This is a genomic window from Cellulosimicrobium sp. G4 BAM 1002, from assembly GCF_057126935.1.
Genome location: NZ_CP182109.1, coordinates 2036341 through 2058162, shown reverse-complemented (window position 1 = coordinate 2058162; position 21822 = coordinate 2036341). Strand labels below are relative to the sequence as shown.

At 74.2% G+C, this 21822-nt stretch carries 20 protein-coding genes; all 20 read right to left on the bottom strand.

Annotated elements, in window-relative coordinates; genetic code table 11:
- Nucleotides 1–191 precede the first annotated feature (191 nt).
- Entirely contained in the window at nucleotides 192–722 is a 531-nt protein-coding gene (locus tag ACMXGY_RS09240) for a GNAT family N-acetyltransferase (RefSeq protein WP_483776543.1), read from the bottom strand.
- Nucleotides 719–1651, bottom strand: a complete 933-nt coding sequence (locus ACMXGY_RS09235; RefSeq protein ID WP_483776542.1) for an RluA family pseudouridine synthase — start codon at nucleotides 1649–1651, stop codon at nucleotides 719–721. The genes ACMXGY_RS09240 and ACMXGY_RS09235 overlap by 4 nt, the downstream gene beginning before the upstream one ends.
- Nucleotides 1648–2382 carry a signal peptidase II gene (locus ACMXGY_RS09230; protein WP_483776541.1) on the bottom strand — a complete coding sequence of 245 codons (735 nt, stop codon included), beginning with the start codon at nucleotides 2380–2382 and terminating at the stop codon, nucleotides 1648–1650. Before ACMXGY_RS09230 ends, ACMXGY_RS09235 begins: the two co-directional genes overlap by 4 nt.
- A gap of 71 nt (nucleotides 2383–2453) precedes the next feature.
- On the bottom strand, nucleotides 2454–2915 hold the full coding sequence (locus ACMXGY_RS09225; protein ID WP_483776540.1) for a TraR/DksA family transcriptional regulator: 462 nt from the start codon (nucleotides 2913–2915) through the stop codon (nucleotides 2454–2456).
- Between the two features lie 134 nt (nucleotides 2916–3049).
- On the bottom strand, nucleotides 3050–3718 hold the full coding sequence (locus ACMXGY_RS09220) for a DivIVA domain-containing protein (RefSeq protein ID WP_483776539.1): 669 nt from the start codon (nucleotides 3716–3718) through the stop codon (nucleotides 3050–3052).
- 217 nt (nucleotides 3719–3935) lie between these two features.
- The gene (locus tag ACMXGY_RS09215; protein ID WP_483776538.1) at nucleotides 3936–4226 is read right to left on the bottom strand and encodes a YggT family protein; all 291 of its coding nucleotides are present in this window, start codon (nucleotides 4224–4226) and stop codon (nucleotides 3936–3938) included.
- A 163-nt stretch (nucleotides 4227–4389) separates the two neighbouring features.
- Nucleotides 4390–4878, bottom strand: coding sequence for a cell division protein SepF (locus ACMXGY_RS09210; RefSeq protein ID WP_483776537.1), 489 nt, complete (start codon nucleotides 4876–4878; stop codon nucleotides 4390–4392).
- A 139-nt stretch (nucleotides 4879–5017) separates the two neighbouring features.
- The gene (locus tag ACMXGY_RS09205; protein ID WP_483776536.1) at nucleotides 5018–5827 is read right to left on the bottom strand and encodes a purine nucleoside phosphorylase YfiH/LACC1 family protein; all 810 of its coding nucleotides are present in this window, start codon (nucleotides 5825–5827) and stop codon (nucleotides 5018–5020) included.
- 4 nt (nucleotides 5828–5831) lie between these two features.
- Nucleotides 5832–7181, bottom strand: a complete 1350-nt coding sequence (gene ftsZ, locus ACMXGY_RS09200) for a cell division protein FtsZ (protein WP_483776535.1) — start codon at nucleotides 7179–7181, stop codon at nucleotides 5832–5834.
- 138 nt (nucleotides 7182–7319) lie between these two features.
- Nucleotides 7320–8045: a cell division protein FtsQ/DivIB gene (locus ACMXGY_RS09195; protein ID WP_483776534.1), complete on the bottom strand. Its 726-nt coding sequence runs from the start codon at nucleotides 8043–8045 to the stop codon at nucleotides 7320–7322.
- 314 nt (nucleotides 8046–8359) lie between these two features.
- Nucleotides 8360–9730 (bottom strand): UDP-N-acetylmuramate--L-alanine ligase, encoded by a 1371-nt coding sequence (gene murC / locus ACMXGY_RS09190; protein WP_483776828.1) that lies wholly within the window; start codon nucleotides 9728–9730, stop codon nucleotides 8360–8362.
- Nucleotides 9731–9807: 77 nt separating this feature from the next.
- Nucleotides 9808–10962 (bottom strand): undecaprenyldiphospho-muramoylpentapeptide beta-N-acetylglucosaminyltransferase, encoded by a 1155-nt coding sequence (gene murG / locus ACMXGY_RS09185; protein ID WP_483776533.1) that lies wholly within the window; start codon nucleotides 10960–10962, stop codon nucleotides 9808–9810.
- Nucleotides 10963–11072: 110 nt separating this feature from the next.
- Nucleotides 11073–12416 (bottom strand): putative lipid II flippase FtsW, encoded by a 1344-nt coding sequence (ftsW, locus tag ACMXGY_RS09180; protein ID WP_483776532.1) that lies wholly within the window; start codon nucleotides 12414–12416, stop codon nucleotides 11073–11075.
- Between the two features lie 12 nt (nucleotides 12417–12428).
- Nucleotides 12429–13874 (bottom strand): UDP-N-acetylmuramoyl-L-alanine--D-glutamate ligase, encoded by a 1446-nt coding sequence (gene murD, locus ACMXGY_RS09175; protein WP_483776531.1) that lies wholly within the window; start codon nucleotides 13872–13874, stop codon nucleotides 12429–12431.
- Nucleotides 13874–14956 carry a phospho-N-acetylmuramoyl-pentapeptide-transferase gene (gene mraY, locus ACMXGY_RS09170; RefSeq protein ID WP_483776530.1) on the bottom strand — a complete coding sequence of 361 codons (1083 nt, stop codon included), beginning with the start codon at nucleotides 14954–14956 and terminating at the stop codon, nucleotides 13874–13876. The genes murD and mraY overlap by 1 nt, the downstream gene beginning before the upstream one ends.
- Nucleotides 14953–16392, bottom strand: coding sequence for a UDP-N-acetylmuramoyl-tripeptide--D-alanyl-D-alanine ligase (locus tag ACMXGY_RS09165; protein ID WP_483776529.1), 1440 nt, complete (start codon nucleotides 16390–16392; stop codon nucleotides 14953–14955). Before ACMXGY_RS09165 ends, mraY begins: the two co-directional genes overlap by 4 nt.
- Nucleotides 16389–18044, bottom strand: coding sequence for a UDP-N-acetylmuramoyl-L-alanyl-D-glutamate--2,6-diaminopimelate ligase (locus ACMXGY_RS09160; protein ID WP_483776528.1), 1656 nt, complete (start codon nucleotides 18042–18044; stop codon nucleotides 16389–16391). The genes ACMXGY_RS09165 and ACMXGY_RS09160 overlap by 4 nt, the downstream gene beginning before the upstream one ends.
- Nucleotides 18045–18159: 115 nt before the next feature.
- Nucleotides 18160–19881, bottom strand: coding sequence for a peptidoglycan D,D-transpeptidase FtsI family protein (locus tag ACMXGY_RS09155; protein WP_483776527.1), 1722 nt, complete (start codon nucleotides 19879–19881; stop codon nucleotides 18160–18162).
- A 275-nt stretch (nucleotides 19882–20156) separates the two neighbouring features.
- Nucleotides 20157–20609, bottom strand: coding sequence for a cell division protein FtsL (gene ftsL / locus ACMXGY_RS09150; protein WP_483776526.1), 453 nt, complete (start codon nucleotides 20607–20609; stop codon nucleotides 20157–20159).
- Complete coding sequence (gene rsmH / locus ACMXGY_RS09145) at nucleotides 20606–21667, bottom strand: 16S rRNA (cytosine(1402)-N(4))-methyltransferase RsmH (RefSeq protein WP_483776525.1); 1062 nt, start codon at nucleotides 21665–21667, stop codon at nucleotides 20606–20608. Before rsmH ends, ftsL begins: the two co-directional genes overlap by 4 nt.
- Nucleotides 21668–21822 lie beyond the last annotated feature (155 nt).

Below are 21822 nucleotides of genomic sequence, written 5' to 3'. Positions count from 1 at the left end.
CCTCCGTCGCACCCTCGAGCGCCGTGCGGTGTGCGGAGTCGCACAGGCCGCAGACGCGGTCCGGGTCGCCCGAGCGGTGGCCTGGTTCCGTAGCTGCGGGTCGCCAGAGCGGGGTGGCGGGGTGTGCCGCGGGACGAGCCCGCGGGCAGTCCCGACCACGCGGGCTCGTAGACCCGAGCGGACGAGAGCGTTCAGGCGATGAGGGTCCTCGAGGCGTCGCGGTGGTCGATGCCGGCGTCGAGGTAGACCGGGCCGGAGACGGCGTAGCCGAGGCGTTCGTAGAAGCCGATCGCCTGCACCTGGGCGGAGAGGAGGACCGTCACGGTGGGGCGCCCGTCGGGGCTGGGGACGGCGTGGTCGGCGAGGGCGATCTGCTCGAGCGCCCGCATGACGACGGCGCCCGCGCCGGTGCCGCGCGCGGAGGCGGCGACCGCGACCCGGCCGATGTGGACCTCGCCGGGGTGGGCCGCGTCGGTCAGGAGTCGACCGGTGCCGACGACGGCGCCGTCCTGGGCGCGGTCACGGACGAGGACGTGCGTCGTCGTGGGGTCAGTGTCGAGGTCGTCGATCTCCTCCTCGACGGGCACGCCCTGCTCGTCGACGAACACGGCGAGACGCACGGCGTGCGCCGCGGCGAGACCGGCGTCGTCGGTCACGACCTCGGCCAGGAGGCGCGAGGCCGCGCCCGGACGCGACGGGTCGACGTCGGACCGTGCGCTCATGCGTACGCCCCGCGCAGGACGTCGAGGGCGTGGGCGAGGTCGTCGGGGTACTCGCTCGTCAGCTCGAGCCACTGCCCGGTGGTCGGGTGCTCGAACCCGAGACGCATGGCGTGCAGCCACTGCCGGGTGAGCTCGACGCGAGACGCGAGCACGGGGTCTGCCCCGTACGTGAGGTCGCCGACGCACGGGTGGCGCAACGCGGAGAAGTGCACGCGGATCTGGTGCGTGCGTCCGGTCTCGAGGTGCACCTCGACGAGGGACGCCGCGGGCAGCATCTCGAGGACCTCGTAGTGGGTGACGCTCGGCTTTCCCTCGGCGGTGACGGCGAACTTCCAGTCGGCGCTCGGGTGCCGGCCGATGGGGGCGTCGATCGTGCCCGTCGTGGGTTCCGGGTGGCCCTGGACGAGCGCGTGGTACACCTTGTCGACCGTGCGCTCCTTGAAGGCGCGCTTGAGCGCGGTGTACGCGACCTCGCTCTTCGCGACCACCATGAGCCCCGAGGTCCCGACGTCGAGCCGGTGCACGATGCCCTGTCGTTCGGCGGCGCCGGACGTCGAGATCCGGTAGCCCGCGGCGGCGAGCGCGCCGACGACGGTGGGTCCGGTCCAGCCCGGCGAGGGGTGCGCGGCGACGCCCACGGGCTTGTCGACGACCACGACGTCGTCGTCGTCGTAGACGATGCCCATGCCGGGCACGGGCTCGGCGACGACCTCGACGGCGGCGGGAGCGGCGTCGGGCACGTCGACCTCGAGCCACGCGCCGGGGACGAGCCGGTCGGACTTGCCGACCTCCCGGCCGTCCAGGCGGACGGCGCCGTCCGCGGCGAGCTCGGCCGCTCGCGTCCGGGACAGGCCGAGGAGCCGTGAGAGGCCGGCGTCGACGCGCTCGCCCGCGAGCCCGTCCGGGACGGGAAGGGAGCGCAGGCTCACCGCTCCACCTCGCGCTCGGTGCGGCCCGTCGCGCTCCCGGGGTCCGGCTCGGCGACCTCCGGCAGATCGTCACCGGCGGTGGCGCCCGGTCCGTCCGCGGGCCGCGCCGCTGTGCCGGGAGCGACGGCCTCCGCGGCCTCGGTCTTCGACTCGTCCGTGGGCTCGTCGCGGCCGTGACGCGTGCCGTCCAGGCCGATCCCGACGACGGAGAGCACCGCGATCATGACCGCCGCGCCGACGATGGCGATGTCCGCGACGTTCCCCACGAACCAGTTGCCGTACGCGATGAAGTCGACGACGTGACCGCGCGCGAAACCGGGCTCGCGGAAGAACCGGTCGACCAGGTTCCCGAGTGCGCCGCCGAGCAGGAGACCCAGCGCCACGGCCCAGGCGCGGGAGCCGATCCGGCTCACCATGCGGATGATCACCACGACGACCACAACCACGACGATGGTGAGGAGCCACGTCATCCCGGTCGCGATCGAGAGCGCGGCGCCCGGGTTGTAGATGAGCCGCAGCGAGAGGAGGTCACCGATCAGCGGGACGGGATCGGCGCCGACCTCGAGGGTGGACTCGGCCCACCTCTTGGTGAGCTGGTCGATCGCGAGGACGAGCACGGCGAGGACGACGGTCCAGGCCACGAGGACCTTGCGGGGTCCGCGGCTCGGCGTGGTGGTGGCGGTGGCCGCGTCGACGTGCTCGGACGGCTCGGGCTGGGCGGAGGTGGACATCGGCGGCAAGTCTGCCACGTCGCCGCTCCCGCCGGGTGCCGGCCCGGTGCCGCCGGCCACCGCCGAACGCCTCAGCGGCGCTCTTCGCGCTGCTTGGCCTCGACCGAGAGGTTCGCCCGCGGGAAGGCTTGCAGGCGCGCCTTGCCGATGGGCAGCCCCGTGGCCTCGCACGTCGCGTACGTCCCGGCCGCGATGCGGTCGAGCGCGTGCGACGTCTGTGCGAGCAGGTCGCGCACGTTGTTGACCAGGGTGAGCTCCTGCTCGCGCTCGAGCGCGCTGGAACCGGAGTCCGCCTGGTCGTCGCCGGCGCCGTCGCCCGAGTGGCGCAGCAGGTTCGAGAGCTCCTCGTCGGCCGAGGCGAGCTCGCCCTCCAGGCGCTCCCGCTCAGAGAGCAGCTCGGCTGCCAGCTCCTCGACCTCGCGCAGGGTCCAGGGCTCCTCGCCGTCGCGCACGGGGAAGGACTTCACGTCCTTCGCGAGGTTCGGGAACTGTTCGCGCACGGCCGACCTGGCCGCGGTGGTGAGCTTGGTCATGGCGCCCCTCCTGGATCGAGTGCCGTGAGAGTAGACGCAGCGACCGGTACGCACAACACACCACGCCGGTCCGCCGGGGCGGGGAGGCGCAGGTGCGTGGCGTACCGGCCGCTGCCGGACGGTCGACGCAGGTGCTAGATGCCGGGTGCGAGGTCGCTCGTGCGGCTCGCCCCGCCGACGTTGCTGCGCGGCGGGAGCGCGCTGCCCCGGTTGTCCAGGTCACCCAGCAGGTTCTGCAGGTAGCTCTTGAGGCGCGTGCGGTAGTCGCGCTCGAAGATGCGCAGCTCGTCGATCTTGCGCTCCAGGAGCGAGCGCTCCTGCTCGAGCTGCGAGAGCGTGCGGTGCGACGTCTCCTCGGCCTCGCGCACGATGCGCGTGCCCTCCTCCTTCGCCTCCGCGATGAGCCGGTCGCCCTCCTCCTGGCCCGAGCGCACGTAGTCGTCGTGCAGCTTCTGGGCCAGCTGGAGCATGCCGGTCGCGGACTCGGGCTCGGCGCCGTTCTTCGCGACGACGGCCTGCGAGATCGGCGCGGCGGGTGCCGGCTCCGGCGCAGGCGCCTGGGGCGCGTCGACGACGGCGGGCTGCACCGCAGCGTTGGACGCGTCGGCCCGGCTGAGCTCGGCGATGCGACGCTCCGCGGCAGCGAGCTTCGACTTGAGGTCCTCGTTCTCCTCCTGCACGGAGTTGAGGGTCCTCACCACCTCGTCCAAGAAGTCGTCGACCTCTTCGACGTCGTAGCCCTCGCGGAACTTCGTCGCCGAGAACTTCTTGTTCAGGATGTCCTCTGCAGTGAGCAGTGCCATCGGTTCACCTCATAGCGTTTGCGTGTCGGTCCGGGCGACCTCGCGATCACCAGAGTCCAAAGTAGCGGAGATTGCCCTCGAGGGGCGGGAGCGGCCGTGCGCTCGCGCGCCGCGGTCGCGGTCGCCCCGTCGTCCGCGCCGCGTCCGGGCACCGATCAGGTCGGGGCGAACCGGACGTAGCGCCCGATGCCGGGCCGGGCCGCGCGTGACGTGAGTCTCAGAGACCGGCCACGACCTGCGCCGCGATCGTCACCGCGAAGAACAGGATGATGAAGGCGAGGTCGAGCCGCACCTGGCCGAGCGTGAGCGGCGGGATGAGGCGGCGCAGCGCGCGCAGCGGCGGGTCGGTCGCGGAGTAGATCACCTCGGCGAGCACGAGCACCGCACCCCGCGGCCGCCACTCGCGCGCGAAGAACTGCACCCAGTCGAAGACGAGCCGACCGATGAGCAGCAGCAGGTAGAGCCAGAGCAGGAATCCGACGATCCCTGTGATGAGGTCCCAGATCACGGGTCAACTGTGCCAGACGACGGCGGCGCTCCCGGCCACGGGACACACCCCGCTGTCGCCGGTTGGCCCGACGGGCAGACCGCAGGGGCAGGCGCCTGGTCGGCACCTGCCCCTGCGGTCGACGGCGCGCGAGGACGCGCGGCGGCTCAGCCTCGGCTGCGGCTCAGCTCTGGTTGTAGAACCCGGCGCGTCCGGGCGGCGGCGTGGCGGCGGCCTGCTCCTCGCCCGTGATCTCCACGTGCTCGGGCGACAGGAGGAAGACCTTGTTCGTCACGCGCTCGATCGCGCCGTGCAGGCCGAAGATCAGGCCCGCCGAGAAGTCGACGAGGCGCTTCGCGTCCGCGTCGTCCATGTCCGAGAGGTTCATGATCACGGGCGTCCCGCCCCGGAACGCCTCGCCGATCACGCGCGCGTCGTTGTAGGACCGCGGGTGGACCGTCGTGATCCGTCGCAGCTCGGCGGCAGACATGCTGGTCTGCGGAACCTCTCGGGGCCCGAGGCCGCGGTGCAGCGGCGTCACCTGGGCCTGGTAGTCGTGCGACACGTCCGCCCCCGTCTCGTCGAGCTCGTCGACGTACTCGTCCTGCTCGTCCTCGCCGCGATCATCAGCGAGGCCCAGATACAGCATGGTCTTGCGCAGTGCTCCTGCCATGGGCCTTGCTCCGTCCTCGATCGAACCGTCGGTCCCGGCCGTCGGACCGGTGATTCACGCTAACCGAGCACGTCGCGGGAGCACGGCACGACACGCCCGGGACGGGTGAACCTCGTCCGGTGCACCCTGCGTGGCGACCTCAGCGGTCGACGAGCGCGACGAGGCCGGCGAAACGCCCCGTCGTCGTGCCCTGGCGCACGGCCCGGCGGTGCGAGAAGAAGCGCTCGTCCTCGATCGTGCACGCCTCGACACGCTGCACGGCAGAGACGCCGGCGGACTCGAGGTCGGCGACGACTCCCGCCGGCAGGTCGAGCGCCGCCGTCCCCCACGAGGTCGTCGACCGGGTCGCAGGGCGGCCGAGCGCCAGGTCGTCGCGCATCGTCGCGGGGACCTCGTAGCAGCGACCGCACGCGCACGGGCCGACGGCGGCGCGCACCCGGTCGGGCCGCGCACCGGCGGCCACCATCGCCGCCAGCGCGGCGACGACGACGCCCTCTGCCAGACCCCGACGGCCCGCGTGCGCGACGCCGACCACACCCGCCTCGGCATCCGCGAGGAGCACGGGCACGCAGTCGGCGACCAGCACGCCCAGGCCGTTCCCGGGACCGGTTCCGACGATCGCGTCCGCCTCACCGACGGTGTCCGGTGCGTGCGCACCCGAGCCGACCGGCCCGTCGAGGCGCACGACGTGGGTGCCGTGCACCTGGGTCGCGAACGCGACGGGCGCGCCGAGCCACCCGGCCGCCAGGGCGCGGTTGGTGCGGACGCGCCCGGCGTCGTCCTGCACCCCGAGCCCGAGGTCGAGCGAGTCCCACGGTGCGGGCGAGACGCCGCCCGCGCGTGTCGTGAACCCTGCGCGCACGCCGGGCCCCAGGTCCACCTCGAGCACGGCGAGCGGGCCGGTGCGCACGGCACCGGCCCGCCCGCCGGGAGAGACACGACCCGTCACGGCGTCACTTGAGGAAGTCGGGGACGTCGAGCTCCTCGACCTTGCGGCGCGCGGGCTCCTCGTCGAAGATGCGCGGCGGCACCTCGACCGTGGGGTTCTGCCCGCCGGGGGCGGGCTCCGCGTTGTGGTTCACGGGCTGCTCCGACCCGACGACCGTGAACGCCGGGGCCGCCGTCGCGGGACCGACCGGTACGGGACGTGAGCCGCCGTCGAGCGTGACGGGCACGTCGTCGCCCTCGCTCTGGATCGGCACCACCGGGCGCGGGAGCGTGTGCGCCCCGGTGGTCGGGGCGGGGGCCGGCGGCACCTGGCGGGCGGCGCCCGGCACCGCGGGGATCGCGCTCGTCGCCGGGCGCTGGGCGCCGGCGACCTGGCCGAGCGCGCGCGAGTCGCCGCGGACCTGCGGTGCTCCGCCGTCGAAGCCGGCCGCGATCACGGTGACGCGCACCTCGTCGCCCAGCGCGTCGTCGATCACCGCACCGAAGATGATGTTCGCCTCGGTGTGCGCCGCCTCGTGCACGAGCCGCGCCGCCTCGTTGATCTCGAACAGGCCGAGGTCGGAGCCACCCTGGATGGACAGCAGCACGCCGTGCGCACCGTCGATGCTCGCCTCGAGCAGGGGCGAGGAGATCGCCATCTCGGCGGCCTGGACGGCGCGGTCGTCGCCGCGCGCGTTGCCGATGCCCATCAGCGCGCTGCCGGCACCCTGCATGACGGACTTGACGTCCGCGAAGTCGAGGTTGATGAGGCCCGGCGTCGTGATGAGGTCGGTGATGCCCTGCACGCCGGAGAGCAGCACCTGGTCGGCCTGGTGGAAGGCCTGGAGCGCGCTGACGTTGCGGTCGGACATCGACAGGAGGCGGTCGTTGGGGATGACGATGAGGGTGTCGACCTCGTTGCGGAGGTTCTCGATGCCCTGGTCCGCCTGGACGGAGCGGCGGCGGCCCTCGAAGGTGAAGGGCCGGGTCACGACACCGACCGTCAGGGCACCGAGCGAGCGAGCGATGCGCGCGACGACTGGTGCGCCACCCGTGCCCGTGCCGCCGCCCTCACCGGCGGTGACGAAGACCATGTCCGCGCCGCGCAGGACGTCCTCGATCTCCTCGGCGTGGTCCTCGGCGGCCTTCTTGCCGACCTCGGGGTCGGCCCCGGCACCCAGGCCACGGGTCAGCTCACGACCGACGTCGAGCTTGACGTCGGCGTCGGACATGAGGAGCGCCTGGGCGTCCGTGTTGATGGCGATGAACTCGACGCCCTTGAGGCCGACCTCGATCATCCGGTTGACGGCGTTCACGCCCCCACCGCCGATGCCGACCACCTTGATCACTGCTAGGTAGTTCTGCGGAGTTGCCACGTCAATGCCTCTCGATCGGTCAGCCCTGAACCTTCACCCTCAACTAGAGGGTTATAGTTATGTCAGGTCGTTCATGGGTCGACCGTAGGTGTCGACCTGCCCATCATCAACGACCGCCTCGCGCGTGTCGGGGATCCCTCATCGCGTCACCGGCATCGTGGGCGCCGAGACGTCGTAGTGCGTCACCCCGGCGTTCTCCGGCACGGCCCGAAGCGTCTGCAGCACGCGCACCTTGAGCGCCGCGTCCTCGGCGCTCCCCCACTCGACGACCACGCCGTCACGGAGCGTCATCTGGACCGCGTCGCGCGTCGGGGCCGAGACCTCCGCGACCTGCGCGTGCAGGTCGGCGGGCAGCGCGTTGAGCAGGACGAGAGCGGCGTCGAGCGCGCGCGCTCCGCGCTCGTCGAGCGGCGCGTCGATCTCGGGCAGGCCCTCCGGCACGACGGGGTCCGTGCGGACCTGGACGCCGTCCGCGTCGAGCAGGGCGAAGCCCTGGTCCACCGGGACCGCGACGACCGGTTCGCGCGACTCGAGCCGCACGTCCAGCCCCGACGGCCACACCCGGCGGATCTCGACGTCCCGGACGCCGTTGAGCCCGAGCACGCGCTCGCGCAGCGCGACGGTGTCGAGGCGGGGCAGCGGGACGCCCGCCGCCTCGGCGACGACGGCCTCGACCTGCGCCGGGTCGATCACCGTCCCCTCGCCCGAGATCGTCACGTCTCGCGTCTCCAGGCCGAGCACCGACGAGAAGAACGCGACCCAGACGAGTGCGGCCGCCACGACCACGCCACCCGTCCACCACAGGATCCGGGACCGCACGCGGTGACGGCGCATCGCCTCGCGCTCGGCGAGCCGCTCGGCCATCCCGTGCGAGACGACGCCGACCGGCGCCGTCGGAGGACGGGACGCGGTCCTGGCGTCACGGGCCCTGCCCGCGCCGGCGCCTCCCGTCCGCGGAGCGCTGGTCGGCACGAGCTCCCCGCGCGGCGCGGCGGACGCCTTCCGCACGGGTCGCGTCGGCGTCTCCTCGCGGGGTGCGGGCGGCCGTCCCGTCGTGCTCGCTCCCGTACTCGGCCCTCTGAGCGGCTTCGTGCCCGACGCCGCGCCGGCGCTCGTCCCCCCGGCGCGGCCCCGGTCGGGCCGGGGCTGGGCAGGGCGAGGGCGGGGTGGCGGGCGCATCAGCGCGCGCCCCCTCCGCGGGCGGCGAGCCGGTCGAGGACGACCGCACCGAGCTCGGTGACGTCACCCGCCCCGACCGTGAGGAGCAGGTCCCCGGGCCGTGCGGCGTCGGCGATCCGGTGCGCCGCCTCGACCCGGTCCTCGACCGCGGCCGCCGGGGTCGCCATGAGGTCGACGATCGAGTGCGCGCCGACGCTCGGGTCCGGGTCCTCACGCGCGGCATACACGCCCGTGACGACGACCTCGTCCGCCGCCGACAGCGCGTCGGCGAACTCGCGCGCGAACGTCGCGGTACGCGAGTACAGGTGCGGCTGGAACAGCACGAGGAGCCGCCCGTCCCCCGCGACCGGTCGCGAGGCCGCGAGCAGCGCCGCGACCTCCGTCGGGTGGTGCGCGTAGTCGTCGACGACGCGCACGCCCCCGGCCTCGCCACGCGCCTCGAAGCGGCGGCCGGTCCCGAGGAAGCCGTGCGCGGCGGTGACGGCCGTCGCCGGGTCCACGCCGAGCAGCACGGCCGTCACGACCGCGGCCGTCGCGTTGAGCGCGTTGTGGTGGCCGGGCACGCGCAGCCGCAGCACGACCGGACCCACCGCCGCGTCGCCCACCGCCCCGGTGAGCGTCGCCCGGACGCCCACCCGGCCGTCGTCGTCCGTCTCGGGCCGCACGTCCGACACCCGCACGTCGGCGTCCGCGGACGTGCCGTACGTGACGACGGTGCCGCCGTGGCCCGCGTGCGTCGCGGCCAGGGCGCTCGCACCGGGGTCGTCGGCGCACGCGACGAGCGTCCCGCCCTCGACGACGCGGCCGGCGAACTCGACGAAGGCCTGCTCGAACGCGGCGCGCGACCCGTAGTGGTCCAGGTGGTCGGGCTCGACGTTCGTCACGACGGCGACGTCGGGCGCGTAGTTGAGGAACGACCCGTCCGACTCGTCGGCCTCCGCGACGAGCACGTCGGACCCCAGGTGCCCGCCCGCGACCGGACCGTCCTCCGTGAGGACGGTGCCGCCGATCGCGAACGACGGGTCGAGCCCCGCACCCCGCAGGACGGTCGCGATCATCGCGGAGGTGGTGGTCTTCCCGTGCGCCCCCGCGACCGCGACGGACCTGCCCTGGGCCATGAGCGTCGCGAGCGCCTGCGACCGGTGCAGCACGCGCAGGCCCGCGGCGCGCGCGGCGGCGAGCTCGGGGTTGGACTCGCGCACCGCGCTCGACACGACGACGGTGTCCGCGCCCTCGACGTGCCGGGCGTCGTGCTCGGCCCACACCTGCACGCCGTCGGCGCGCAGCGCGGCGAGCGTCTCGCTCTCCTTGGCGTCGGAGCCCTGCACGCGCACGCCGTGCGCCGCCAGCAGCCGCGCCACCACGGACATGCCGGCGCCGCCGACCCCGACGAGATGGACGGTGCCCAGCTCGCCGAGCGGGACGGGGAGGCCGTCTCGACGGTCCGTCACGACCTCGCCCCCTGCGCGGCGCCCTCGGCGACCGCCTGGGCGACGAGGTCCGCGACGCGTGCGGCGCCGTCGCGCACGCCGGCACCGGCCGCGGCGTCGGCCATGGCTCCGAGCCGGTCCTTGTCTGCGAGGAGCGCGGAGACCTGCTGCGCGACCCAGGCCGCGGTGAGCTGCGCGTCGTCGACGAGGACGCCGCCGCCGGCGCCGACGACGGGCCCGGCGTTGAGCCGCTGCTCGCCGTTGCCGACGGGCAGCGGGACGTACACGGCCGGGATGCCGAGCGCGGCGAGCTCGCTCACCGTGCCCGCGCCCGCGCGGCACACCACGAGGTCCGCGACGGCGAGCGCGAGCTGCATCTCGGGGAGGTACTCGCGCACGTCGTAGCGAGCGCCCGGGCGCGACGCCACAGCATCCGCCGCGGCGTCCCGCACGGCCGCGGCCTTGCCCTTGCCCGTGAGGTGCAGCACCTGGACCCCTCCGTCCAGGAGCGCGCCGGCGGCACCCGACACCGCCTCGTTGAGGCTCTGCGCGCCGAGCGACCCGCCCGTCACCACGAGCGTGCGCGCGTACGGGTCGAGCCCGAGGCGCGCTGCGGCGTCGGCACGGGCGGCGACGGCGTCGGCCTCGCGCGCGGCCACGAGGTCGGCGATCTCGCGGCGCAGCGGCAGGCCGGTCACGATGCCGTCCTTGAGCGCCGTGCCCGCGAACGTCACACCGACGCGCGTGGCCCACCGTGCCCCGAGCCGGTTCGCCAGCCCGGGGCGGGCGTTCTGCTCGTGGATCACCACGGGCACGTCCCGGCGTCGGGCCGCGAGGTACGCGGGCGTCGAGACGTACCCGCCGAAGCCGACGACGACGCGCGCACCCGTCTCGTCGATCACCGCGCCCGCGGCGTCGACGGCCGACCGGAGCCGCCCCGGGAGGTTGATCCACTCCGCGCTCGGCCGCCGCGGCAGCGGGACGCGCGGCACGTGCCGCAGGGGGTAGCCGCGCGCCGGCACGAGGTCGTCCTCCAGCCCGCCCGCGACGCCGAGCGCCGTCACCACCACGGAGGGCTCACGCTCCCGGAGCTCGTCCGCCACCGCGAGCAGCGGGTTCACGTGCCCCGCCGTCCCGCCACCCGCGAGCACCACCGAACCGATCGTCGTCACGTACCTCGTCGTCCTCTCCTGCGCGGCCGGGCCGCGTCGTGGTCGTCCTGATGTCTTTCCCGTGCTGCATCGTCACGCCCGAGCGCGTCGCGCCGTGCCCGGGCGTCCGCTCACGAGGTCCGTCGTCGTGGCCGCGCCGCCCGGCCGACGACCGCGAGCGAGCGTCGCACGACGCTCCCCCTGGCCGCGAGCGCCTCGGCCGCGCCGGGCTCGGAGCGCGCGAACGAGATGACCACCCCGAGGGCGGCCATGGTCGTGATGAGCGCGGTGCCGCCCGCCGACACGAGCGGCAGCGGCACGCCGATCACGGGCAGGAGCCCGATCACGACCCCGATGTTGATGAACGCCTGCCCGACGATCCAGCACGCGATCGCGGCCGTGGCGATCTTGACGAAGGGATCGGGGTGCCGGCGCACGATGCGGCTCATCGCGAGACCGAGGACCACGAAGAGCCCGAGGACGAGGAGCGTGCCGAGGAGGCCCAGCTCCTCGCCGATCACGGCGAAGATGTAGTCGTTGTGCGCCTCGGGCAGGTAGCTCCACTTCTCGCGGCTCGCCCCGAGCCCGACGCCGGTCAGGCCCCCCGTCCCGAGCGCCCACAGGCCGTGCAGCGACTGGTAGCACTCTCCGAGGGTGTCGGTGCACTCTCCGTAGGTCGCGGCGATGCGGTCGAGCCGGTCGCTGCCGTCCTGCAGGTAGATGAACCCGTAGCCGACGACGAACGCGGCGACCGCCGCCCCGAGCGCGAGCAGCCGCGTGCTCGCCCCGGACACGAAGAACGCGCCCGCGACGAGCAGCATGACCACGAGCGCGGTGCCGAGGTCGTGGCCGGCGAGCACGAGCCCGACGACGGCGATCGCACCGGGCACGGCCGGGACGACGACGTGGCTCCACTGCCCGAGCAGGTGCTGCTTGCGTCCGAGCACGAGCCCGAGCCACAGCGCGAGCGCGAGCTTCGCGAGCTCGGACGGCTGGAAGGAGAACGTGCCGAGCGGGATCCAGTTGGTGTTGCCTCCTCGCGTGGTGCCGACGAACAGCACCGCGACGAGGAGTGCGAGCGCGACCACGAGTCCCGGCCAGGCCAGCGCCTTGTACCAGCGGACGGGGAGCCGGGCGGCCACGAGCAGCAGCGGCAGCCCGATGAGGACGTACCTGCCCTGGGTGAACAGCGCCGTGAACGGCGAGTTCCCCGCAGCGATCTCGGTCACCGCCGAGCTCGAGAACACCATGACGAGGCCGATGATGGTCAGGAGCGCGGTCGCCCCGACGAGCAGGTAGTAGCTCGTCACGGTGCTGTTCCACTGGCCGAGCCACTGGCGCTCGGTCGGTGCGGGCGCGGGGCGCGGGGCGCGTGCGGTCCCCGTCGTCCGCGGCGTGCGACGTGCCGGACGGGCGCTGCCGGTGCGGGTCGTGCGCGTCGCCGTCGTGCCCCGGCCGCTCGTGGTCTGTGTCATGTCCGGCCCGGACTACCCGTGCTCGGGCGCCAGCGCGCGCGCCGCGTCGGCGAACGCGTCACCGCGCGCGGCGTACGAGCGGAACTGGTCCATCGAGGCTCCGGCGGGCGCGAGCAGCACCGTGTCGCCGGCCTGGGCGAGGCGGCGCGCGGAGTCGACGGCGCGGGTCATCACGGACCCAGTGTCACCAGGTTCCACGCGCACGACGGGGATATCCGGCGCGTGTCGGGCGAGCGCGCCCGCGAACGGCTCGGCGTCCACCCCGATGAGCACGACGGCACGCAGCCGGTCCGCTCGTGCGGCGACGAGGTCGTCGAACGACGCGCCCTTCGCGAGCCCGCCCGCGACCCACACGACCGTGCCCGGCGCGAAGGCGGCGAGCGACGCGGACGCGGCGTGGGCGTTCGTGGCCTTGGAGTCGTCGACGTAGGCGACGCCGTCGACGGCCGCGACCTGCTGGATGCGGTGCGCGCCCGTGCGGAACGCGCGCAGCCCGTCCCGCACGGCGACGGCCGTCACGCCGTGCGCGCGGGCCAGGGCGGCCGCGGCGAGCGCGTTCGCGACGACGTGCGCCGGCACGACGCCGTCGGCCCCGGCGAGGTGCGCGAGGTCGTCGAGCGTCGCGAGCTCCGCGGCGTAGGTGTGCCGGTCGCGCGCGTCGGCGGGGGCGTGGAAGGCCCGGTCCACGAGCACGTCCTCGATCAGACCGAGCTGGCCGCGCGTGGGCGCGCCGAGCGTGAACCCGACGGCGCGAGCTCCCTCGACGACGTCGGCCTCGCGCACCAGCGCCTCGGTGCGCGCGTCCGCGACGTTGTACACGCAAGCGACCCGGGCGTCCTCGAAGACCCGGCCCTTGTCCGCCGCGTACGCGTCGAGGCCCCCGTGCCAGTCGAGGTGGTCCGGCGCGACGTTGAGCACCGCTCCCGCCTCGGGCGAGGTGGTGTGCGTGAAGTGGAGCTGGAAGCTCGACAGCTCGACGGCGAGGACCTCGAGCGTCGGGTCGAGCACGGCCTCGACGACCGGGGTCCCGACGTTGCCGACGGCTGCCGCGCGCAGACCCGCGGTCCGCAGGATCGTCTCGAGCATCTCGACGGTGGTCGTCTTGCCGTTCGTGCCCGTGACGGCGAGCCACGGCGCGGGCTCCCCCGACGGCCCGGCGACGCGCAGGCGCCACGCCAGCTCGACCTCGCTCCACACGGGCACGCCCCGCTCGGCGGCCCCGACGAGCAGCGGGTGGCTGGGCGGCCAGCCCGGGCTGACGACCACGAGGTCCGTCGCGCCGAGGTCGACGTCTGCGGCGTCGCGCAGGTCGGCGTCGTCGGCGCGGTCGTCGAGCGTGACGACGGCGGCCGCGCGGGACACGAGAGCGGCCGCCGCGGCTCGGCCGGAGACGCCCAGGCCCGCGACGACGACGCGCGCCTCGTCGAGCGGGACGGCGAGGTCGTGACGGTCGCGCACTAGCCGACCACCCACTCGGCGTAGAAGATCCCGATGCCGAGCGCCGCGAAGAGCCCGGCGATGAGCCAGAACCGGATGACGATCGTGACCTCGCCCCACCCGGAGAGCTCGAAGTGGTGGTGCAGCGGCGCCATCTTGAACACGCGCCGGCCCGTCATCTTGAAGAAGCCGATCTGGATGACGTCGGACAGCACGATGATGACGAACAGGCCGCCGATGATGAGCGCGAGGAACTCGGTGCGCGTGAGGATCGACAGGCCGGCGAGCGCGCCGCCGAGCGCGAGCGAGCCGGTGTCGCCCATGAAGATCTTGGCCGGGCTCGCGTTCCACCACAGGAAGCCGAAGCACGCGCCGACGATGGCAGAGGCGACGATCGCCATGTCCTGCGGGTCGCGCGTCTCGTAGCAGCTCGGACCGGCCGAGGCGAGGCGTTGGCAGGTCTGGTTGAACTGCCAGATGCCGACGAGCACGTACGAGCCGAACACGATGAGCGAGACTCCCGTGGCGAGGCCGTCGAGCCCGTCGGTGAGGTTCACCGCGTTCGACCAGGCGGTGATGAGGAAGTTCGCCCAGATGACGAAGAGGATCAGCCCGACGGTCGCGCCCGCGAACGCGAGGTCGAGGTTCGTGTCGCGCAGGAACGAGATGCGGGTCGACGCGGGCGTGCGCCCGTGCTCGTTGGGGAACATCAGGGCGAGCACCGCGAACGTGATGCCGACGGCGCCCTGCCCGACGATCTTCGCCCGTGCGGTGAGCCCGAGGCTGCGCTGCTTGCGGATCTTCGTGAAGTCGTCGAGGAACCCGACGATCCCGAGGCCCGTCATGAGGAACAGCACGAGCAGGCCGGAGACGCTCGGCAGCCGCCCGGAGACGACGTACGACATCGCCCAGCCCAGCAGCGTCGCGCCGATGATGACGACCCCGCCCATCGTGGGCGTGCCGCGCTTGGTGAAGTGCGCCGTCGGTCCGTCCTGCCGGACGAACTGCCCGTAGTTGCGGTGCACGAGGAACCGGATGAACAGCGGCGTGCCGAAGAGGGCGACGAGCAGGGAGACGCCCGCCGCGACGATGATCGCGATCATGCCCCGTCCCCTCCGGCGAGCTCGTCGCCGAGACGCCACAGCCCGGAGCCGTTGGAAGCCTTCACGAGCACCACGTCCCCTTCTCGCAGCTCGTCGCGCAGGAGGGCCGAGGCCTCCTCCACGTCCGCCACGAAGCGCGTCTCGTCGCCCCACGACCCTTCCTGGGTCGCGCCGTCGTGGATCCCGCCGGCACCCTCGCCGACGACGACGAGCAGCTTGATGTTCAATCGCACCACGAGCCGGCCGATGTCGTCGTGCGCGACGCGCGAGTCGTCGCCGAGCTCGAGCATCTCGCCGAGCACGGCGACCGAGCGCCGGTCGCGCCCCGCCATGACGGCGAGCGCCTTGAGCGCGGCGCGCATGGAGTCGGGGTTCGCGTTGTAGGAGTCGTCGATCACGGTGACGCCGTCGGGGCGCTCGGTGACCTGCATGCGGTGGGGGCTGAGCGCGCGCGCGTCGGAGAGGCGTGCCGCGACGTCGTGGAGCGGGACCCCGAGCCGCAGGGCCGCCGCCGCCGCCGCGAGCGCGTTCGTCACGTGGTGCTCGCCCACGAGCCCGAGGGTCACGTCGGCCTGGACGTCGGCCGACTCGGCGCCCTCCGCGGGCCGCGCCCCCAGCGCCGCACGCCGCACGCGCAGCGTGAACGCGGCGCGGCCGCTGCGGTCGATGCGCAGGTCCTGCGCCCGCACGTCGGCGGAGGGGATCGTCCCGAACGTCATGACGGCCCCCGGGGCCAGGTCGGCCATCGCGGCCACCCGCAGGTCGTCCGCGTTGAGGACGGCGACCCCGCCCGGTGCCAGGCCCGTCACGATCTCCGACTTCGCGCGCGCGACGGCGTCGATGCCGCCGAACTCGCCCAGGTGCGCGCTGCCCACCACGAGGACCACGGAGACGTCCGGCGGGGCGATGCGCGTGAGGTAGGTGAGGTGCCCGACCCCGCTCGCGCCCATCTCGAGCACGAGGTACCGCGTGGACTCGTCCGCCTCGAGCACGGTCAGCGGCAGGCCGATCTCGTTGTTGAACGAGCCGCGCGGGACGACGGTGGGGCCCTGCGGTGCCAGGAGCTGGCCGAGCAGGTCCTTCGTCGTCGTCTTGCCCACGGAGCCCGTGACGCCGACGACGCGGAGGTGGCCCTGCTCGCGCAGCGTCGCGAGGACGTGCCGGGCGAGCTCGCCGAGCGCCACCTGGACGTCGTCGACGACCACGCACGGGACGTCGAGCTCACGGGCTGCGAGGACGAGCGTCGCTCCGGCGGCGACAGCGGTCGCCGCGTAGTCGTGACCGTCGACGTGCTCGCCGGGCAGCGCGACGAAGAGCGATCCCGGTGCGACCCGACGGGAGTCGACGACGACGGGCCCCCCGACCCGTGCCTCGGGGTCGGCGGACAGCCGTCCACCGGTCGCTGCGGCCACCTGGGCCGCAGTGAGCTCGATCATGCGTGGTGCTCCTTCGGGTCGTGCGGGGCGGGGGGTGCGGCGCGGCGCTCGAGCGCGGCGCGCGCCTCGACGCGGTCGTCCAGCGGGTGGTCCACGCCCGCGATCTCCTGCCAGACCTCGTGCCCGCGGCCCGCGACGAGCACGGTGTCGTCCGGGCCTGCGGCGGCGATCGCCTCGTGGATCGCCCGCGCGCGCGGCGCGACCTCCCGCACGACGACGTCGCGCGGCTCCGGCGCCGCCGCGGCGGCCTCGCGGGCAGCCAGCGCGCCCGGCAGGACCTCGGCCCGGATCGAGGCGGGATCCTCGCCGTGGGGGTCGTCGTCCGTGACCACGACGACGTCGGCGCCCTCGACAGCGACACCGCCCATGGTCGGGCGCTTGCCGCGGTCCCGGTCGCCCGTGGCGCCGAAGACCACGACGAGGCGACCGGGCGTCGTCGGCCGCAGGGCGTCCAGCGCGAGCGCGAGGGCGTCCGGGTTGTGCGCGAAGTCGACGACGACGCGTGGGAGGTGCGGGGGCTGGGAGACGACCTCCATGCGACCGGGGACCGCCGGCGCGAGGCCGCCGGCGGCATCCAGCGCCGACTCGAGGTCGCGCGCGTCGGTCCCGGCCTCGAGCACGAGCGCCAGGGCGAGCGCCGCGTTGGCGACGTTGAACGACCCGGGCAGTGACGTCGTCGTGCGCAGGGAGCGACCGTCGCGGTGCCGGAGCGTGAACGCCGTGCCGCCCGCGTCCTGCGGCACGACCTCGGTCACGGTCCAGTCCACGTCGGCCGAGGTCCCGCCGTCGTCGCCTCCCGCGACGCGCAGCGTCGCGACGGGGACGCGGGCCGCCGCGACCATGCGCTCGCCCCACGCGTCGTCGACCACCACGACGCCCCGCCGCGCGTGCTCGGGCGTGAAGAGCAGCGCCTTCGCCTCGAAGTACTCCTGCAGGTCGCCGTGGAAGTCCAGGTGGTCCTGGCTGAGGTTCGTGAAGCCGACGACGTCGAACACGAGCCCGTCCACGCGGTGCAGCGCGAGCGCGTGCGACGAGACCTCCATCGCGAGCGTGCGCACCTCGTCCTCGCGCATCGCGGCGAGCAGCGCCTGGAGGTCGGCAGCCTCGGGCGTCGTCAGGCGGCTGGGGAGCACGCGGTCGCCCGAGCGCATCTCGACCGTGCCGATCAGGCCACCCTTCCAGCCGAGCGCGCGCAGCGCGTGGTCGACGAGGTAGGTCGTGGTGGTCTTGCCGTTCGTGCCCGTGACGCCGAACGTGGTCAGGTCCTGCGCAGGGCTGCCGTAGACCCAGGCCGCGACCGGCCCGAGCAGCGCGCGCGGGTCCTGCGCGACGAGCACGGGCACCGCGATGCCCGCCGTCTCCAGCAGCCCGGCGCCCTGCTCGTCGGTGAGGACGGCGTGCGCGCCACGGCCGACGGCGGCGGCGGCGAACCGGGCACCGTGCGCCCGCGCACCGGGGAGCGCGACGAACAGGTCGCCCTCGTCCGCCGTGCGGTCGTCGGAGGCGACGGACCACACGTGCACGGCGGCGGGCGCCGACGGCGCGCCGGGCTCCCCACCTGCGCGGACGTCGAGACCGAACCGTGCGGCCAGGTCCTCGACCGTGCGACGGGTGGTCGCGGCAGGACGAAGACGGTCGATCGGGGATGTCACGTGTAGAACCTACCGTGCCGGCCACCACTGCCCCGCAAGCAGCGTGCCCGGCAGCGCAGGAGGAGGCCGCGATCCCGCCGGTCGGCACCGCCGGGGGCGCGCGCCGTGGTGAGCATCACCACGTCGTCGGGAGAGGCACGTAAGGCTCCGTGCTCGGCGGCACGCCCTGGTGCTCGAGGGTGAAGCCCATGATCTCGCTGAAGACCGGCGCCGCCACCACTCCGCCGAAGATCGACGAGTGCGGGTTCTTGAGGAAGACCGACACCGTGTACTGGGGGTCGTCCGCCGGGGCCACGCCGATGAACGACGCCATGATCCCGGAGAGCTGCCCATCGGCGCCGGCGGCCTCGGCCGTGCCCGTCTTTCCGGCGATCCGGTAGCCGGGCACGGCGGCGCTCGACCCGGTGCCGTCCTCGACGACCGACTCCATCATGTGCAGCACCGTGTCGGCGGTCTCCTGCGAGACGACGCGCTCCGGCGCGGGCGTGGCGGCCGGCACGAGCTCGCCGTGCTCGTCCGTCGTCCCGGCGACGATGCGGGGTGTCGCCCGGAGGCCGCCGTTCGCGATCGTCGAGAACACGTTCGTCGCCTGGATCGCGTTCACCGAGACGCTCTGGCCGAACAGCACCGCGTACTCCGTGCGCCCGTCCCACTCGTCGGCCGGGTGGAGGATGCCCGCCGACTCGCCCGGGAGCCCGAGACCGGTCTTCTCCCCGAACCCGAACTTGCGCAGGTAGTCGTAACGGACCTGCTTGGGGATCTGCTCGCCCACCTGGACCGTGCCGGTGTTCGAGGACTCCGCGAGCACTCCCGCGAGCGTCAACCGCTGCACCGGGTGGTCGTGCGAGTCCTTGAAAGTCTGGCCGTTGGGCGTCGTGTACCGGTCGGCCACCTCGAACTGGGTCGCCGCGTCGGCGTACCCCCCCTCGATGGCCGCGGCCATCGTGACCACCTTGCCGGTCGACCCGGGGTCGAACACGTTCGACACCGCCCGGCTCGGCCGGGACACCGCGTCCGTCGTGCGGTCGTTCGGGTTCACCGTGCCGGAGTCGGCGAGCGCGAGCACCTCGCCCGTGCGCACGTTCTGCACGACCGCGATCGCGAACTCCGCGCCGGTCTCGCTCACGGCGCGGTCCACCGCGTCCTGCGCCTTCCACTGCACGTCGCGCGACACCGTGAGCTGCACGTTCCGCCCGGGCACGGCGTCGACGACCTCGCAGTGGCCGGTCGGGATGAGCTGGCCTCCCAGTCCCGCCTCGCACTGACGGGAGCCGGGCGTGCCGGCGAGGACGTCGTCGTACGCGGCCTCGATGCCGCCCTGACCGACCTGGTCGCTGTCCACGAAACCCACGAGGTTGCCCGCCACCGTGCTCGCCGGGTAGGTGCGCTTGCTCGTGAGGTCGGACCGGATGTAGGCCGACAGGCGCAGCTCCGCGATCGCGCGCTGCACCTCCGGGACCTGCTCCTTCGCGAGCACGACGTAGCCCGTCCCGTTGAGCTTCGCGGCCAGCTCGGGCGCGGGCTCACCGAGGACGGGCGCCAGGAGCTTCGCGATGCCGACCGCACCACCCTCCTTCAGCGGCTGGCCGTCGGCGAGCACGCTGTTGCCCGGCGTGAAGCTCTGGATCGCCGTGCGGTCGGCACCGATCGTGTACCGGTCGACGGACCGTGCGAGCACGACGCCGTCGGCGTCCGTGACGTCGCCGCGGTGCGCGATCGTGGTGGTGCTGCGCAGCCGGTCCTCCCGCGCGTCCGCTGCCAGCGCGGGACCGCGGAGCACCTGGACGTTGACGAGCTGCGCCACGAAGAGCGCCACGACGAGCCCCGCGATACCCATGAGCCAGCGCTGGCGCCGCTCTGGGCGCCCGGGCTCGCGTGGGGGGCGGGTGGGCCGGGCCGGGCGGCTCGGCGGTCGCGCCCCCCCGCGAGCGACCTGCGCCGAGGCGGACCTGGTCCTCGTGGACCGACCCTGCGTCGACCGGCCCTTCCCGGTCCCGCTCTGCGTCGACCGCGCCGGCGCCGGACGTGCTGCGGTCGAGGTCGTGCGCGCGGGACGAGCCGACGACGCCGCGGGCCGCTGCCCGGTCGCGCGCCGCGCTCCCGTCCCCTGCGTCACTGGCCGGCCCCCTCCTGCGGGAAGCCGAGGACCGTGCCGTCGGCCAGCCGGACCATCGCGGGGTCCTTCGCCTCGACCATGCCGAGACCGCGCGCCTGCTCGTGCAGCGTCGACCTGTTCTCGTCCACCTGCGCCTGCAGGCTCTGCGTGTCCTGCGCCACGCGCCCCACCTCCCGGCGCAGCTCCGACATCTCGTAGGAGTTGCGCGCCATCGTCGTGTTCACCAGGAGAGCACACAGGAGCGCCGCGCCGAGGAGCGACATGCACAGGACCAGGAACGGGACGCGCGAGCGCGCCTGGAGCGGCGCACGCACGAGCTCGAGCCGTGAGCGCGCGCCGCGCTCGGCAGCGCCACCGGGCAGGGCGGTCAGGTCGGGTCGGCGCGACGGCGCCGGCCGCGCCGTGCGCGGGAGCGGGCGGGCGGTCGCCGCGGACCTCTGTGCGCTCATCGTGTCCTCTCCCCCGGGTCGTTCGGTCTGCGGGTCGGTCGGTGGGTCGGGCCGCCCGACGTCGGGCGGCGGGCGGACGGGCGGCGGTGGTCGGGGGTCGGGCGCGTGCGCTCGGCGGCACGCAGGCGGACCGAGGCGGACCGCGGGTTCGTCTCGCGCTCCGCCGTCGGCGCCTCCTCGGCGCCACGGGTGAGCAGGCGCAGGTATGGCTCGTCCGACTCCGGCACCACGGGCAGTCCCGGCGGGGAGCTGACCGTCGCCCCGGCAGCCAGCTCGCGCTTGACGATGCGGTCCTCGAGCGAGTGGTACGACTCCACGACGATCCGGCCACCGACCGCGAGCGCCTCCACCGCGGCCGGGACGGCCCGCTCGAGCACCTCGAGCTCGCCGTTCACCTCGATGCGCAGCGCCTGGAAGGTCCGCTTGGCCGGGTTGCCGCCCGTCGTGCGCGTGGCCGCCGGGATCGACGCGCGCACGAGGTCGACCAGGTCGGCGCTGCGCGTCCAGGGACGCTCCTCGCGACGACGCACGACGGCCCGCGCGATGCGCTGCGCGAACCGCTCCTCGCCGTACTCGCGCAGGATGCGCGTGAGCTCGCGCTCGTCGTACGTGTTGAGGACGTCGGCCGCCGTGCTGCCCGTGGTCGCGTCCATGCGCATGTCGAGCGGGGCGTCGTGCGCGTAGGAGAAGCCGCGCTCGCTCTCGTCGATCTGCAGCGACGACACCCCGAGGTCCATGAGCACGCCCTGGACCGGTGCGCCCATGACGTCCGCCACGACGTCGCCGATCTCGTCGTAGACGGCATGCACCGCGCGGAACCGGTCGCCGAACCGTGCGAGACGTCGTGACGCGCGGTCGATCGCCTCGGGATCGCGGTCGATGCCCACGACACGCGCCGTCGGTACCTGGTCGAGGACCGCCTCGGTGTGACCCCCCATGCCGAGCGTGCAGTCGACCAGCACCGCGCCGGGCTCCGCGAGCGCCGGCGCGAGGAGGTCGACGCAGCGCTGGAGCAGCACGGGGACGTGCCGCTCTGCCGCGTCGTCGGGTGTCGTCATGGTCCGTGCCCTCCTTCCTCGTCGTCGTGCCTGCCTGCGCCGTGGGTGCGGACCGGCCGTCCTCGTACGGTCAGGTCTCCCTCCGCGTCCTTTCTGGCGCCGGGGAAGTGCGCCAGACCGGGCGGGAGGAGGCCTCACCGTGCGAGGGCAGAAGG